At 60.7% G+C, this 14,310-nt stretch carries 12 protein-coding genes; 7 read left to right on the top strand and 5 right to left on the bottom strand.

What is annotated here, in order from left to right; translation table 11 throughout:
- The 4 genes from DDF70_RS31635 to DDF70_RS38900 all read right to left on the bottom strand — a co-directional run.
- On the bottom strand, positions 1 to 798 hold a 798-nt coding region (locus tag DDF70_RS31635), incomplete at its 3' end, for an IS256 family transposase (protein WP_170316127.1).
- A gap of 571 nt (positions 799 to 1,369) precedes the next feature.
- Positions 1,370 to 1,609, bottom strand: a complete 240-nt coding sequence (locus DDF70_RS31630; RefSeq protein ID WP_114948608.1) for a hypothetical protein — start codon at positions 1,607 to 1,609, stop codon at positions 1,370 to 1,372.
- A gap of 46 nt (positions 1,610 to 1,655) precedes the next feature.
- A complete protein-coding gene (locus DDF70_RS37175; protein WP_162820816.1) occupies positions 1,656 to 1,922 on the bottom strand; it encodes a DUF6894 family protein in 267 nt (88 codons plus the stop codon).
- Between the two features lie 1,335 nt (positions 1,923 to 3,257).
- Positions 3,258 to 3,392: a hypothetical protein gene (locus tag DDF70_RS38900; RefSeq protein WP_281024409.1), complete on the bottom strand. Its 135-nt coding sequence runs from the start codon at positions 3,390 to 3,392 to the stop codon at positions 3,258 to 3,260.
- 1,210 nt (positions 3,393 to 4,602) lie between these two features.
- Here DDF70_RS38900 and DDF70_RS31615 point away from each other — a divergent pair.
- Positions 4,603 to 5,046, top strand: a complete 444-nt coding sequence (locus tag DDF70_RS31615; protein WP_162820815.1) for a helix-turn-helix domain-containing protein — start codon at positions 4,603 to 4,605, stop codon at positions 5,044 to 5,046.
- A complete protein-coding gene (locus DDF70_RS37390; RefSeq protein WP_245435726.1) occupies positions 5,043 to 5,663 on the top strand; it encodes an IS630 family transposase in 621 nt (206 codons plus the stop codon). The genes DDF70_RS31615 and DDF70_RS37390 overlap by 4 nt, the downstream gene beginning before the upstream one ends.
- 1,338 nt (positions 5,664 to 7,001) lie before the next feature.
- On the opposite strand, the gene DDF70_RS31605 is transcribed toward DDF70_RS37390, so the two are convergent.
- Positions 7,002 to 8,102, bottom strand: coding sequence for a type IV secretory system conjugative DNA transfer family protein (locus tag DDF70_RS31605; protein WP_245435725.1), 1,101 nt, complete (start codon positions 8,100 to 8,102; stop codon positions 7,002 to 7,004).
- Positions 8,103 to 8,749: 647 nt separating this feature from the next.
- On the opposite strand from DDF70_RS31605, the gene DDF70_RS31600 reads away from it, so the two are divergent.
- The 5 genes from DDF70_RS31600 (at position 8,750) to DDF70_RS31580 (ending at position 14,073) form a co-directional block, all read left to right on the top strand.
- Positions 8,750 to 9,514, top strand: coding sequence for a hypothetical protein (locus DDF70_RS31600; protein WP_205772528.1), 765 nt, complete (start codon positions 8,750 to 8,752; stop codon positions 9,512 to 9,514).
- A gap of 56 nt (positions 9,515 to 9,570) precedes the next feature.
- Complete coding sequence (locus DDF70_RS31595) at positions 9,571 to 10,023, top strand: hypothetical protein (RefSeq protein ID WP_162820814.1); 453 nt, start codon at positions 9,571 to 9,573, stop codon at positions 10,021 to 10,023.
- Between the two features lie 204 nt (positions 10,024 to 10,227).
- On the top strand, positions 10,228 to 11,415 hold the full coding sequence (locus DDF70_RS31590; RefSeq protein WP_114945246.1) for a tyrosine-type recombinase/integrase: 1,188 nt from the start codon (positions 10,228 to 10,230) through the stop codon (positions 11,413 to 11,415).
- Complete coding sequence (locus DDF70_RS31585; protein ID WP_114945247.1) at positions 11,406 to 13,712, top strand: tyrosine-type recombinase/integrase; 2,307 nt, start codon at positions 11,406 to 11,408, stop codon at positions 13,710 to 13,712. Before DDF70_RS31590 ends, DDF70_RS31585 begins: the two co-directional genes overlap by 10 nt.
- The gene (locus DDF70_RS31580) at positions 13,657 to 14,073 is read left to right on the top strand and encodes a DUF6262 family protein (protein ID WP_162820372.1); all 417 of its coding nucleotides are present in this window, start codon (positions 13,657 to 13,659) and stop codon (positions 14,071 to 14,073) included. The genes DDF70_RS31585 and DDF70_RS31580 overlap by 56 nt, the downstream gene beginning before the upstream one ends.
- Positions 14,074 to 14,310: the final 237 nt, after the last annotated feature.

The raw sequence follows: 14,310 nt of genomic DNA, 5'->3' as shown, positions 1-14,310 counted from the left end.
CCACACGGCCGCGAGCGCCTGCTCCAGGCCCGGCGCGCCATCCACGATGACAAAGGCTGGCCGGCGCAGCTGGCGCGCGACGAGGTCGTCGAGGACCGCACGCCAAGCGGCCGTGGTCTCGCCGCCCATGTTCCTGACCGCCAGCAGCACCTTCTGCCCGTCCTCACGGATGCCGATCACCACCAGGAGCGAGATCGACGTCGCCTTCTTGTCGAGCCGGACCCGCACCACCGTGCCGTCAAGGATCAGCCGGACGATCGGCTCGTCGGCGAGCGAGCGCTGGTTCCAGGCCTGCCAGTCGGTCTGCACCTGGCGCCAGATCCGGCTGACCGTGTCCTTGCCCACCGCGCCGCCGAACAAAGAGGCCAGCGCCCGGCGCACCCGCCGGGTGTTGGTGCCGGCCAGATAGGCCGAGGCGATCAGGGCATCGGCGGCCTTGGTGCGGCGCTGATAGGCCCGCAGGGCAGCACTCCTCCACTCGGTGGTGCCGCCATCCTCGGTGTGCAGGCGGGCCCGCGGCACGGAAATCTCCGTCGGCCCGAAGGTGCCGGTGAGCGTGCGCGACCGGCAGCCGTTGCGGTAGCCGCGCGTGCCGACGGACGGCTCGCCAGCAGGCGACCGGCCATAGCGGGGTCGGCCGAGAGCGGCCTCCAGTTCGGCCTGGATGAGGCCTTGGATCCAATCGCGCACCCGCTCGCGCACGCCGGTCTCGATCGGGTCGATCCAGTTGTCGAAAAGTCGGGCGTCAGGTTGGCCGGTCAGATGCGCAGAATGTGACTTGCTGATAGGGTCCGTCATGGCGTGGTCTCCAATGGGACCCTGGCGCTCCAACGCCCGAATCCCGTTTTGTGGGCTTCAACACCCGGAGACTACGCCACCCTCTCAAAAGTCCACCACATCCCAGACGGCACCACCTTCGAAGCAAGTTTCGGCCGTCGTCATCACAAATGCTCGCGATGTCCCGGCAACTGATATCGCCATTGGAGCCAATGGACAGACAGTTCGACTGGCAAAGCCACTTGCCCCTAAGGCGAAAGCCACGTTGAAGCTTCCAAAAATGACAGGCTGCACGGTGGCGGTTGCTGCAACCTTCGAGGATGATTCAACGGCCGAACTTCCTGAGCTTGATATATGTAAGGACGGTACTCTTCGACTCACTGATTAGATATCGCTCCATCGCACGGGCATTAACGCGAGAGCATAGGATTCAGCAACACAACCTAGCGCACTCAGGACTCAAGCCGACGAGAATGCGGCGGGGGCTTACGAGTGGTGGATAGCCCGCTATGATGCCGCTGAGGAAACGCTCGATGCGCAACTTGCTTGGGCAGCGCCGCTGCTGATGAAGCGATCGTGATGTTGTTCAATGTCAGTCCAGCCAAGGCTGAAGCAGCGGTTTGGCAAGATGCAACTGCCGCACAATGCCCTGGTGGGGAACACCTCTCTGCTGAAGAAAGGCTTCGATTTGGTGCTCGGCATCTTCCCACGAGAGCCCCTGCTGGTAGCAGCACTCTAGGTACTTCAGGGCTCGCTCACGGTTCAGTTCGGGAACCGCGAGCGGCGCCCGCTCATCCAAGAAGCACTGCGCAACCAAATTCTCGCACGCCATAGGGACCTTGTGAGTTATCGTGGCCCTTTAAGCCTCCCGCCCAACGTCACGACAGAAGGGAGATACCCAATGAAGCGGCTGCAGGCGTGACGCCTCGCGATATAGGCATGGTGAAAATGTTCTGTCCGTCCTCATTCAGAACTACAAAGTGATACTTGCCTGATGGACTAGACAGGATTGGGTCGAGAGCAACAAATCCTCTGTTCATTCGCGCGAATTGGCGAGCTGCTTCATCACTCGGGCAGTCGTAGCCCGTATCGTCCTCAGAGATGAGTTGGGAGCCTTGATAAAGGTTGAAGTAGTACCGAGGCATGAGCCATGTCTCCTCTCACGATGAAGGCTAGGGTGCCTGTCAGGGAGCAGTTCGTCTTGGACTTCAGTGCCCGTTCTGAGCTCGAACCATGCCACAATGGCTTGCAGATGGTCCGGAATGGGAGCTTTCACTAGGTCCTCGTATAGGCCCCGCAGTGAATGACCGAGCAGGAAACCGACCTTCTGTTGCTGAAAGGTCAGACTATTCAACGCTTGGCCCCTAGTCGTAAGGGGCGCATGAGCATCCTTTGGCAGCATGGATCCCCTCCACTTCTCTGCCCGGAACCACCCGAATAAACATATGTTAGCCGAAACTCACGAGCCCGAAAGCTGGTTTCAGTGGAGCCGAAAAATACCTCATAAGAGCCGGCTATGTTCTTTCCGGCTGACTGAAGCCAACCTCCTGTATCGGGCTTGGGAATGCGTGGTGGGTTGATGACTCGCTTCTTGAGTGCCCATCATCTACAAGCGGATTGGCATGACTGCCTTTGTGGGCTCCTGATGGCAGCCAGCCCCGAAGTTCTCGGACCGAGCACCCGCCCCGGCCCTGAATGGATGGATGCCACAATACAGATATCACCTGGGCCGGAGCCTGCCTCCCCACCGTCAGCCTAAGTGTTGGAGGTTACCTTCCGCTCGACAATCTGCACCAATCAGCCGGGTCCACCGGAGAAACGCGACTATCGAGTGACTGTGTGTCACCGAGGGCCTTTCCTTCAGGAACGGACCCTTTTTCCTTGGATGGTATGCATCGGAGCAGGGCGCGCCTGAGGATTGGAACCTCTCCACCGAAGCTGCGTTACGGCTTGGTTGCGTAGCGTATGTATTCCCATTCTTCGTACAGGGACACACACACTATGCTCGAGCAGCCGATTCATGGCTTTGCCAAGCCTGTTGCTGACACAGTTGCCCGTGCCACGGCTATCCTTCAGAGCCGGCCGGACTTGACCAGCAAACCCGAGGACCGTTCCGTCTCGGACAGTAACAGTTCTCACAGAACTACCTAAGGGAATTCCTGCAGCGTAGGTAGCACTGTAGCCGGGTCACGGCCGACCCGCGGCTTGGCTGCCCTGCTTGGATGACTTTCAGTACGAGGAGGTAGGCCGATGCTGGTCTGGACCGCGCTTCCAATTGCGATGCTCTCTGTCCTTGCCTGTGGTCCCTTTCACGAAAGCATACCGGCTGCGGTCGAACCCCTCGCTCAGCTGACCGCCGTCCTCAGCCTCTTCGTTCTGGTCTGTGCCGTGGAGGCAGGAGGGCGCAACAAGGACAGTGGCAGATAGTGACGCAATTGAGCACCTGACCGCAGGCTGACACTAAGCTCATGGTGGTGTTCTCAACCGAAGTTGAGGATAACCCAAGCGCAGACGCCGAGCGCAGGCAGCAGGCCTATCCATTCCAGAGCAGGCACCGACCGGTTGTTTCCGGGCGAGCCGTTTGCGGCTTTCAGTGGATCCACATCGTAGTTCACGACTATCCTCCTCGGAGGGGCAACGCAGTTCAGCGTTCATGCGATGGTAGATTAGCCGTTAGGCTGGAAACTTTTCCGTCTGCATCAGCACGTTATGCGCGAGGGCCGGCACATGTGTCAGATACTAGCCAGTAGAAGTGCTGCTCCGATGAACGAACCGAGGGAGGCAACAAAGAGGAGCGCTGCACACTGAGGAGATGGATCCGTGTTGATGGGGTGCGTAGGATCTGAAGCTATGCCCCGTACGGCTTCGGAATGTCGAATGGCCTTCATAAGACTCTCCTGCACCTGGCTTGACGGTGTAAGGTCAGCAAACGCAGGGAGCCTCCGGTCTATTCCTTCACGAAGTTTGTAGAAATGTTTCGAGAGCCCCGGCTGTTGCTACGATTTTGCTAAGCGCGATGTGAGCGGCTTCGACAGGTCTCAATCTCGCGCTCGCCCTCATCACTGCGGAGCCATGCCTCTGCAGTTCCACGGGAAGGAAACTCTGTGGCGCATATCTTAGGCGTGAGTTTCCCGCGAATAGGAACAACGACCCGCCACTGTCTCTTGACTTGCAGCACATAGGCCGGCGGGTGGTCCGGTCTCTTCATAACGGCCCTCCGAATTCGGGCGGTGAGTCAGAGTACTTTGGGTCTGTTTTTAAGAAGTTAAGGCAGTGCCATGAGGCTGCATCAGCCAAGAGATTTCGATTCAGAAATCAGGAGGTGTCTTGCGTTCATCCTTCTAACAGACGACCTTGGGTTCTCTCCAGTCGTCTGACAGGGAGGACCTCCGATGCCCTCTTTCACTAGCCCCCACGCTCTGCTGCTTGGCGCTTTGGGCCTCGTTGCGCCGGTTGCCGCGAGCCATGCCAGCCCATGCACAGCCCAAATTGAGGCTGTCCAGGCCCAGGTGGACGCTAGGTTGGCGGCTATAGCGGCAAGCTGGCCCGGTAGCGCGCGAAAGCACAGCCGCACTCCTCCATCGAGAGCCCACTCCTGGCTCCATTGCGCGTGCTGAGGAGAGCCTGGGCGAGGGAGCCTCCATTACAAAAGTACTGTCGGCACTAGAGCGGGCGCGAGAGGCTGACCGAGGCGGCAATGAGGAGAACTGCGAACAGGCACTTGCAGAGGCACGCCACGCGATTGGCCCCTAAGCAGGTTTCAGCGGGGTGGCCAACGGATGCTGACTGTGATTCCATCTTCTGGGTTGGTTTGGGATGCGGATCATGGCAGGCAAATCCCCGGTTATCGCGAGCGCCGCGCAGCGGCGTGAGCTCATGGCCCTCAGCCACTCGCGGGATCGAGGCGAGGCGGATCGGGCGCGGGCGATCCTCCTGACCCTGGCCGGCTGGACGAGCCCGCGGATCGCCGAGGCCTTCGGCGTGCGCGAGGATACGGTGCGCCTCTGGCGCAGCGCTTTCATGGAGGGTGGGGTCGACGCGCTGCGCAAATCCGTTGCGCCGGGTCCGGCCCCGGTCAAAGCCGCGTACGCTCTGGCAGTCGCCGAGGAGGTGCTGTCCAGGCCAGTGGCGGATCGCCCCAACTGGACCTTGCCGCGGCTGGCCGACGAGATCGAGAAGCGCTCCGGTGTGCGCATCTCGCGCTCACGGCTCTCGGTCGTGCTGCGCCAAAGGGGGCTTTCCGCTGGCGTCGGCCGCGCCACACCCTGAAAGCCCGCCAGGACCCTGATGCCGTGGACCGGATCGGCCTGCGTTGCCGGCTGTTGAAGGCGCAGGCTGAGGCCGGCGACATCGTGCTGCTGTTCGGGGATGAGCCCGAGGCGCTCACCCATCCCTACCTGGCCCATGTCTGGGCCCGGCGCGGGGCCGACCTGCGCATCCCGGCGCCCGGCCAAGCCGCCAAGGTGGCGATGCTCGGCGTGCTCGACTGGGCCGCCCGCGAGCTTGTCGTTCAGACCAGCCGCACCAAGCGCAGCACCGACTTCATCGCACTCCTGGAACAGATCGACACACAGTATGGCCTGACGCCCGATCAGGCGAAGAAGCCGGTCGTGCTCGTCCTCGACAACGGCCCGATCCACACCAGCAAGGCGACGCGCGCCGCACTCGCCGAGCGGGCGCCTTGGCTCACAGTCGAATGGCTGCCGAAATACACGCCGGAGCTCAACGATATCGAAGAGCTCTGGCGCGATCTGAAGCAGCATCATCTGGCTCACCAGACCTTCGCGGGTCCAGACGACCTCGATTGTGCCATCCACGAGGCGGTCAGGATGCTCAATCGCGAACGACATCGCCATCCGTTGGCCAACCACCGAATCGCTGCTTAGAGCGTCGGACCTTTAAATGGACGCACCACCGGCGGCTTCGAGATGGCTCTAGGACTGCTGAGATGCAGAATGTATCGGATCCGACTTCTCATCGGATGCTCTAGCCGTCCCTCTTCCACTCTGATTGAGCAAAATGGGTGAGCTGCCTAGCACCTTGCCCAGCTTTGCGGATGAAAATCCGGACGTTGTAAAGCGTATACCAAGCGACGAGGGGTACTCCGCCTACCGTTCCAAGTAACCAGTAGAGCGCCCAAAGATCAGGGGGGCTGGCCGACCAGGGCCACCAACCAGGCAAAAGAGACCGGCAAAGGCCCAGAGGCCGAGTATTGCGAAATAAGCAAGCGCTCTCGAGATCAAGAACCACATAAACCAGAGAGATGTGCCCATTCGTGGGGTCGGAACAAGAACCGCTTCCAAACACACGACAAGATAGAACGGACGGGCAATCGTTCCGACAAGGCTTGAACACTGGCCCTTTGATATGCGGCAAGGCGATACTCACGTCGATCAGGTACCCAATTGACACTGTTGTGCTAATTCGCTTTGTCGACCCTATACTGGCAGCTCTCCTCTCTCGCGGACGTCGCTCTGAGGGGCGTGCCCATTCTCCATCCGTGGTTCTGCTCTGAATGACGGCTTACACACCAAGATCCGAGTTGTATTGAGCCATTGCAAGATCTTTGGATCGGTTTGCCGACCCACGTTCTTGCTACGTACTGCGTTAGCGTGTGCGTGGATGACTCCCGCGTTGGGTCTGGTTGGCTTCGCTCGTGCAGCAGCTGTCGAGTGCAGTCGTGTGTCCGGCCTGTTCATGCAGTCTTTTGTGACTGCTGGCCTTGAAGGGTTTCGCCGGACCAACCCCCTATCGTTTAAACGGGCTGTCTCGCCCGACACGCTAACCGGGTTCGGCTGGTCCTGGACGATCGACCATCTGCTACCTTCACTTACCTCCCGCGCCTCAACCTCGTGCGCCAGTCACCGAACAGGCATTAGACTGCCCTGGGTACCAGCTTATTCTCGTATTCGCCGCCACGCGTCATCACCGACCATTCCACTGCGGTCTCCTGAACAACGGTAGCATACATCGTCACCTAAGGCAGGGCCGACTCGGACCTGCAGCAGTCGGACCGAGATTGGTCCGGTATAGACGCGCCTCTGGGCAGCCGGTTCTCGCTCGGCAGATGGCCATGAACCACAGGTTTCCCGAAGTCGAAGTCGACCGACAGAAACTCATCTCTCTGATGCAAAGCCTTGACTGAGCATCCTGCTGAAGCCGGAAACAGCCTTGTTGCAGACCGCACCAGAGATTTCCGCATCTGACATCTCTGGCGCGGTGTTCTAAAGATCTCTGGGGGCGGGCAGGAGGAAGGATCCCATCGCCTGGGATGGCCGCAAAATGGGCTTTTCAGGTCCTTTGACCATAAATCGGGTGGCGGCTGGATCGAAGTCGAGTTCCAGATCCATCGCGGCCTTGAGAGCTTCAGCGTTGGCCGGTCCATAGAGCCGGTCAAGAGACGCCGCATCGTCAGCAGAAACGAGGATTGAAAGGTCCGTCTTCTTGGCGGCTGCGGCCAGCGCTGTCATTCCCGAGATTGGCTCGGCCTGATCGGTGTTTGTGAAGATGAACACGGCTGGCCGCTGTGGCTTGCCGGCCAGCTGTTCATTGCGGCCGTGGATCGCTTCATCAATGATCTGCTGCCACAGAAGGCGTGTCAGGAGATTGTAGGCCGCGGCATGCTGGCCGTGTCGGGTCGGGCAGCATACATAAACGGTTGCCGGGCCGCTGATCTCGAGCCCCTCAGAGGTACTGATGTTCCGGTGGGCCGCCCACTGGCCGCGCGGATCGCCGGAAGCCCAGGACGTCTCGGGAGTATGAAAGGGCACCAGCCGTTGCACGATCGCGTCGTGGATCACCCGACGGCGCTCATCAGAAAGAGCCGCATAAGCGCGCAATTCGAACAGTGCCCGCGGGCTCCCGGAGCTGTCGGCAGCGGCAACATAATCAGCAGCTTTATCATCGAGACGGTGCTCGATTAGGACCGTACACAGCCCCATCAAGGTCGGCTCGGCCAAACGCAGTCCGCCGTTCGCGATCTGAGCGGTGGCGAGTTCCAGAAGGCCCCAGAGAGCGGAGATCGCTTCCTGCTCGATGGTGTCGTTGCCATCGTTCGTTTTGATCTCTGGAATCCGATCGTATCCTTCTGCCCATTGGGTGATGAACGCTTCCGCGACATTGCGCAGCCGACGGGAGCGAGTTTCCGGATCGGTGCCCAAATTGATGTCAGCGAGCGGATTATACGAGCTTCCGCTGTGCCACCGAATGCGTGAGACGGGTCCCAGTTTGGCCCGGGTAGCAGCGGTGAGGTCGTAAACCTCTCCGGTCGGGTCGTCGACGATGTAGCTCGCCGATGTGCCCCGCAGAAGGGTCGGAACGATCACCCTCTCCACCCGCTGGCGCGAGCTGGCTCCGAGGAGGAGGGTATTGGCGTTTCGGGTCGTGCCGTGCGGAACGCCCCGGCGGTCCTCCCCGAGCGTGAGGATCGCACCATGGGGAGCGATGATGGCGTCTTTCGAGAGGCCAAGTCCAAAGAGTTTTTTGAGAAGGTCTTTCACGTGGTCTGATCCGTTTGGGTGGACAGGAAGGAGAAGGCGGCTGGGAAGTTCGAAATTCTGTTACGCAGGAGAGGAAACGCACAGGTCCACGTTTTGCAGAACTTTGCGGCAGGTTTTCGCAGCTAGGCGAGAACAACGACAGGCTCGGCGTCCATCGCCAGGGTACGCCGCCCCCGCCCGCACGCAGAATCTGCGACACAGCCCCTGACGACAGCGGTCGCGAGAAGGCCAAGGCCGCTCAGATCGCCCGATATGAAAGGCGCTTCTGATGCTCAGGTTCTCATTGGGACAAAAACACTCGAACTTGTCCAAGCCCATGGCAGGACTTTTGAACGTCCTGGGGCTCTTCGGCCGAAGGGGGCCTCATAGCTATCGCCGCCAGGTACCATGGGTGGGCCGGCCTGAAATCGTCACATTCTTGCGCGACCTCAGTGGTGACGCTTCATTAACCATCCCTCCGCCCAAGGCCACCAATGCTCAGAACTCTTGCTGCCCTGGCCCTCGTGCTCGCGACTCCGGCCTTTGCTCAGACCAATAGCCGTCCCGACATCATCCGCGGGCTCTGCCGCCCTGATGGCTGCGATGAGTTCGCCATCTTGGCAGCCTCCCCTCTGACCAGGACAGGGGAGGGCACACTCATGCAGACCCGGGTGAAGACCTTCCATGCCAGCTCAAGCGGACGCAGGGAACTCAGTGAGGAGAACGGGTATGTGTACTGCTCACAAACCAAGCCGGCGATCGTGGCCGAAAAGAGTGGGCGTGCCGTGGCCTTCTATCTCGCGCCTTTCGCGACGAAGGACAGCCGTGAGACCATCCGGCAGAACGCCAACTTCCATGCCTTGTACTTCAGCATCTGCCATGGCTTGGAGGCGGGCAGGGCAGCAGTCCGGAATCTACCCACTGTTGCCCAGGAGCTTGGCTACCGGGTGGCATTGCCCCAGTCACAGTCCGTTGCCCTGAACCGGGTCGAGGATATCCTGCCGCCCGAGAGCCGGCGCTCAGCCGAGGCGCGGCATGACCTGCGCCCGATGCCGCCGACAAACATGCCGCCTGCCATGTCACAGCAGGACTGGGCTGTTGACGAGTTCAGGGAAACCCGTGAGGCGATGCCACCCGGTCCGCAGCCCAATGTTGTGAAGCGAGAGGAGGGGCTGCTGGCTGGTCCGCGCCGCCTGACCAACCGCGCCTTTGATGCCCTTGATGAGGTCGGCGACTGGATGCTTGGACGGCGATACTGATCCGAAGGCAGAAGTGCTATTGGTCATTAAGGTAGCGTAAGCTGCCCGACTGATCTTTGGACAAGAAGCAGCCTATGATCTCATCATCACAGTGGACCCTCTTCATCGCCCGCCCTGGAAGAGATCGGCAGCACGTCATCCGGGATCCTCACGGCGAGCCGCGGATCATCTTTGGCGAAGATGATGGCACGAGGATCAACGATCATCTCGCCAAGTATCTTGTCGAGAGCCTGAATGCGGGCCTCATTCCAGAAGACCCGAATCCGGACGAGGGCTGGTTCCTGGACAGCCCAGGAGAAGGCGCCGAGCCGGATCCGGCCATTCTCATTTGTGACCCTGATTTCGAGACTCGACTCGAGATCCTCGATACGGAAAGCCCTGAAGTGGATCAGGCGCTGGGCCGAAAGGTTGTGGCTCTAATCAATACGTACTTTATGCAGAACGAGGTTTCACATCCAAACGCTTCCTCCGCCGGCTCTTCACCGAAGAGGCCGCAAGCCGGCTCCTAACGTTGAACGAGGGAGCAGATAGCATCCTACCGATTAGGTCTATGACCCAGCGCTCGCTACGGACTTCTTGTCAAAATCCTTATTATGCGATTCCCTATAGGTCGCTTGGTCATGTCACTGACGTGATCGACCTACCCCTTTGAGGGCTTGGCGCCGGTCCCTGACAGTCGTACCATCAGGTGTCAACGACGCGGATGACGGCCCATGCACCTGCAGCGCATCGTCCTCCCGAGCGGCCACATCATCTGGACCGCCTATGACGGCGATGCCATCGTCACCGAGATCCGTGAGTTCGTCATCTCCCTGGAGGCGCGCCATCACGCGCCGAGTACCGTTGCCCACTATGCCCGGCATGTGGTCCGGCTCGGCAACTATCTTGCCACCATAGGCAAGAGCTTCCGGGAGATCGCACCCTTGGACCTCGACCGCTTCATTCCCGCGGTGATCCGCCATGGCTCGATCCTGGATCTGAAGACCGCCCTCAACATCATCCCGCTGCGCCCGGAACCCGTGGACGTTTCCGCCAGCCTGCACAACCAGATCCTGTTTGCGATCAAGGCCTTCTACACCTTTCTGGACCTGCGCCACGCCGCACTGATCTTTGATGCCGGCGAGCGGCCCCGGACGCATCATCCCGACGCCTACAAGCCTTTCCTGGCCCATATCATGCAGCGGAAGGCGCGGCGCTACACCGAAAGCCGGTCGGACCACAAGGCCAAGGCGGCCTCCGCCAAGCGGGCCGTCGACCACCGGCTGACGCCGGAGCAGGTCCTGAGGATCATCGAGGCGGCCAGCCTCATGCGCGACGCCTTCCTGGTGGTCCTCCTGTACACGACCGGCATCCGGATCGGCGAGGCGCGGGGCCTGCTGCACGAGGACTTCCGGTTGGAGGAGAACGTCATCTGGGTCACGCAGCGCCTTCACGAGAACAAAGCGCGCGTCAAATACGCCAAGGCGCGGCCGATCCCGGTGCTCGACTTCGTGATGACGATGTACGAGGACTATATCGCCAGCGACGAATACCTTCCGGCCTTCGAGACCGGCACGAACTATGTGTTCTGCAACATCGCCAAGGCGCAAATCGGCCGCGGACTGACCGAGAGCAACGTCTACGACATTCAAAAGCGTCTGGTCCGGAACGCTGGCATTGCGTTCACCTGGCACATGTTCCGCCATACCCATGCCAGCGAGGCGATCGCTCAAGGCTATAGCCTGCTCGATGTCGCCGACCGCCTCGGGCATGCCAGCCCGCAGACGACCAATGCCATTTACAAGCACCTGTTCAATGCCGAGTACAAGAAGCTGCAGCTCAAGAACCACACGGAGGTCGAAGAGCGCCTGAATGACTTGCGGCGTATCGGCCTGACGGAGGAGAAGCTCAAATGGCTCTGAAGCTCACCCGAAGCTGCGACCCGGACGTCGCGTATCTTGGGAGCCTGCGGGCCTTTCTGACCGACCTGCACCCTACCCTGCTCGAACGAGACCTGTGGGGCTTCCATACGCTTCGGGAATGCTTCGGGATCGATGCCGGATCCGCGTTATACGCGCCGGACAGTTATGGCGAGGCGCGGCACGCTCAAATCCTCCGCGATGCCCAGGAGATCGAGCCCAAGAGTGGCCGCGTCGAGAGCAACACCCATGGAGGACGGGGCAGAAAAGGCCGCCCTGCGTCGATCGTGCGACAGCGCGGTCAAACGCTGCCCGATGCGTTGCTGGGTGGGATCGGCTTCGACTTCGCCGCCGTGCCGGAATTCTACAAGACGGAGCTCAAGGCGTTTTTTGCCTGGCGTCTGGCACGCCCACAGAGCCGGCACTATCGCTGGTACACGAGAGTGGTCCAGTTGATCCCCTTCTGTGCTGACCTTGCATCCAGTCAAACACATGCGGCCCACCACCTGATCGACTTCGGGCACCCCATCGAGAGCGGGTCAGGGCGCGGCAGCACGCCCCTTCGCAGCCTGTTCGAGCAGTGGCTGGCAGCGCGGGACTACTCGGCTCGTCCCACGAAGCGCAAATGGCGCCGGGACGCCACAATCCATGAGACAGCCTACGGGCCCGTGGCCAGCGCCGTGGCCAACGTCTTGGTGTTCACCCTCATCCTCTTGCGCGAGAGAGCCAAGCCGGTGGAGGCCAGAGACTTGGTGCTCCTGGAGGATGTTTATCCTGCAGATGACGTTCCGGTGACGACGTCCAAAGCACCCTATCTCAGCTTCTTCCGCATTCAACTTCCGTGGCTGCGCCACGTGGCGCGGCGCTACGTTCTCAACAAAATCGAGCACAAGGAGCTCTCTCCGCGCTCTCTTCCATCCTACATTGGTTCGCTCGGGCTGATCGAAGTATGCCTGTACGGCATTCATCCCTCACCTCGCCCCGAACACATCACACAGGAGTTCATCGAGCATACGTTCCTGTCGTGGGGCAACGACAAGGGGTTCACCGGACAGAACTGGTATACGGATCCCCTCAACATGCTTCAGTGGGCCTGCGCCTACCTCCCGGAATACCGCTGGCGCCGCCTTGTCTTCGATAAGAGAAACGTTCGCAGAGTTCGCAGCTATCATCCCCGAACGCATGAATATGAGCGCAATCTCGAAGACGCGATGGTGCCCGAGGAGGTCATTGAGCAGATCTTCCTGAGGTTCGACTCCCTGCCGGTTGTCTGCAGACGCCTTCTGATCATCGCCCGCTACACGGGCATGCGGTCCATCGACCTGCATGCCCTTGCGTTCGACTGCCTGGCACCGGATCCGGACGATGCCGACTTCATGCTGCTGACCTTCTATCAGTCCAAGGTCAAGCGCTGGAACACCAAGCCGCTGCACAAGAACGATGCCGCCCATGCTCTGGTCATCCAGACCATCCAGGAGCAGCAGGACGACGTCCGGAGGGCATGGCGCCGCGAGACACAATACCTGTTCCCCCATAGGCTCGGCGATGCCGAGGTCCATCTCAGTCCTGGGCACACCCGGGACGTGATTGCGAAGTGGATCATTCGCCAGGGCATTCGTGACAAGGACGGCGGCATCTACAAGTTCGGTTGGCATGACCTGCGCCATTTTTACGGCACCGAGCTGGCGCTGGCCGGTTACGACATCATGATGATCCAGATGGAACTGGGCCATGCCTCGGCCGACATGAGCCTGATCTACGTCAACCAGCGTCTGAAGCTGAAGAAGAAAGCCGTCCTCGAGAAGGGGGGCGGCAAGTTCATCTCCATCAAGGGCGAGGTCGACGACAAGGTCGCCGAACTGGCGCTGCGCAAGGACGCCTCCCTGGCGGTTGACGTCCCTGGCGGCCTCTGCTCGCTCCCGGGCCAGATCGGCGAATGGTGCGAACACAACGGAGCCTGCTTCACGTGTTCGTACTTCCGCGCCGATATCGGGCAACTGCCGTTCTTCGAGAGAGAAATGCGCACCATGGCTGCCAGTCTCACCCGCCTCAAAGGCGAGGTGGAAGGCTTCGATCAGGACGGCCACCGGCGCATGGCTGACATCGGTCGCAAGCGGATGGAGCGGACCCAGCAGGGGCTTGCGAACGTCAAGACCATCATCAAGACGATCAGGGCGGAGGGAAGCTACAGTGGCCGGGCTCGAAAATACCAGCGGGCTGCTTGCAGCGGCGCGGCAGCGGAGTGTGACCAAGCGGCGTGCGGTCGAGGAGATCCTGGGCGCCATGCGACGGAACGGTGAGGTCATCTCGTTCAAGACCGTGGCCGAGCGCGCCAACGTCAGCCGCGAGTACCTTTACCGCCAGTTCAAGGAGGTGATCCAGCAACTGCGTACGACAGCGCTTCAGCAGCGTGTGACGGTCGACGGCGAGGACATCCGGGCGCGCTCGGCGGGCCGTGCCGCAACGATCGAGGTGGCGCTGCGCCACAAGATCAAGCGGCTGGAATCGGAGCTGGCCGAGGTCCGCCAGCAGAAAATGGAGCTGGATCGCCGCTATGAGCGCGCGCTCGGCGAAGCGGAGGAATGGCGCAGCCGGCATCAGCGCGCCGTGACCGAACTTCTCGAGGTGCGCAGCCGGTTGACACGTTATGGATCGTCATGAGCCATGACGGGCGGAGCCGTCATGGCATGGTAGCCGAACGTCACCGGCACGCGGAGCGGTCAAGAAGGCCCGCAGGGCCCCGCCGGAGGCGGCCGGCCGCAGGCCTGTTCTTGACAGCGAGCATGGCGGTGGCACCTCGATCGCATGGCCCATGGATGACATGTCAATCAGGTCTAAACATCTGCTCTATCTGAGGAATTAGAGAACACCTCCAGGTAAAAATGCGAAATGTTATAA

The organism is Microvirga calopogonii (assembly GCF_003347665.1).
GTDB lineage: Bacteria > Pseudomonadota > Alphaproteobacteria > Rhizobiales > Beijerinckiaceae > Microvirga > Microvirga calopogonii.
Note: the sequence above shows the minus strand (reverse complement) of the source record. Positions and strands in the feature narration are given on the sequence as shown.

What these genes read in the sequence shown, in the direction of transcription:
- DDF70_RS31585 (WP_114945247.1), top strand. Translation starts at nt 11,406, where the DNA reads ATGGCTCTGAAGCTCACCCGAAGCTGCGACCCGGACGTCGCGTATCTT.
- DDF70_RS31590 (WP_114945246.1), top strand. Translation starts at nt 10,228, where the DNA reads ATGCACCTGCAGCGCATCGTCCTCCCGAGCGGCCACATCATCTGGACC.
- DDF70_RS31600 (WP_205772528.1), top strand. Translation starts at nt 8,750, where the DNA reads ATGCTCAGAACTCTTGCTGCCCTGGCCCTCGTGCTCGCGACTCCGGCC.
- DDF70_RS31630 (WP_114948608.1), bottom strand. Translation starts at nt 1,609, where the DNA reads ATGGCGTGCGAGAATTTGGTTGCGCAGTGCTTCTTGGATGAGCGGGCG.
- DDF70_RS31615 (WP_162820815.1), top strand. Translation starts at nt 4,603, where the DNA reads ATGGCAGGCAAATCCCCGGTTATCGCGAGCGCCGCGCAGCGGCGTGAG.
- DDF70_RS37175 (WP_162820816.1), bottom strand. Translation starts at nt 1,922, where the DNA reads ATGCCTCGGTACTACTTCAACCTTTATCAAGGCTCCCAACTCATCTCT.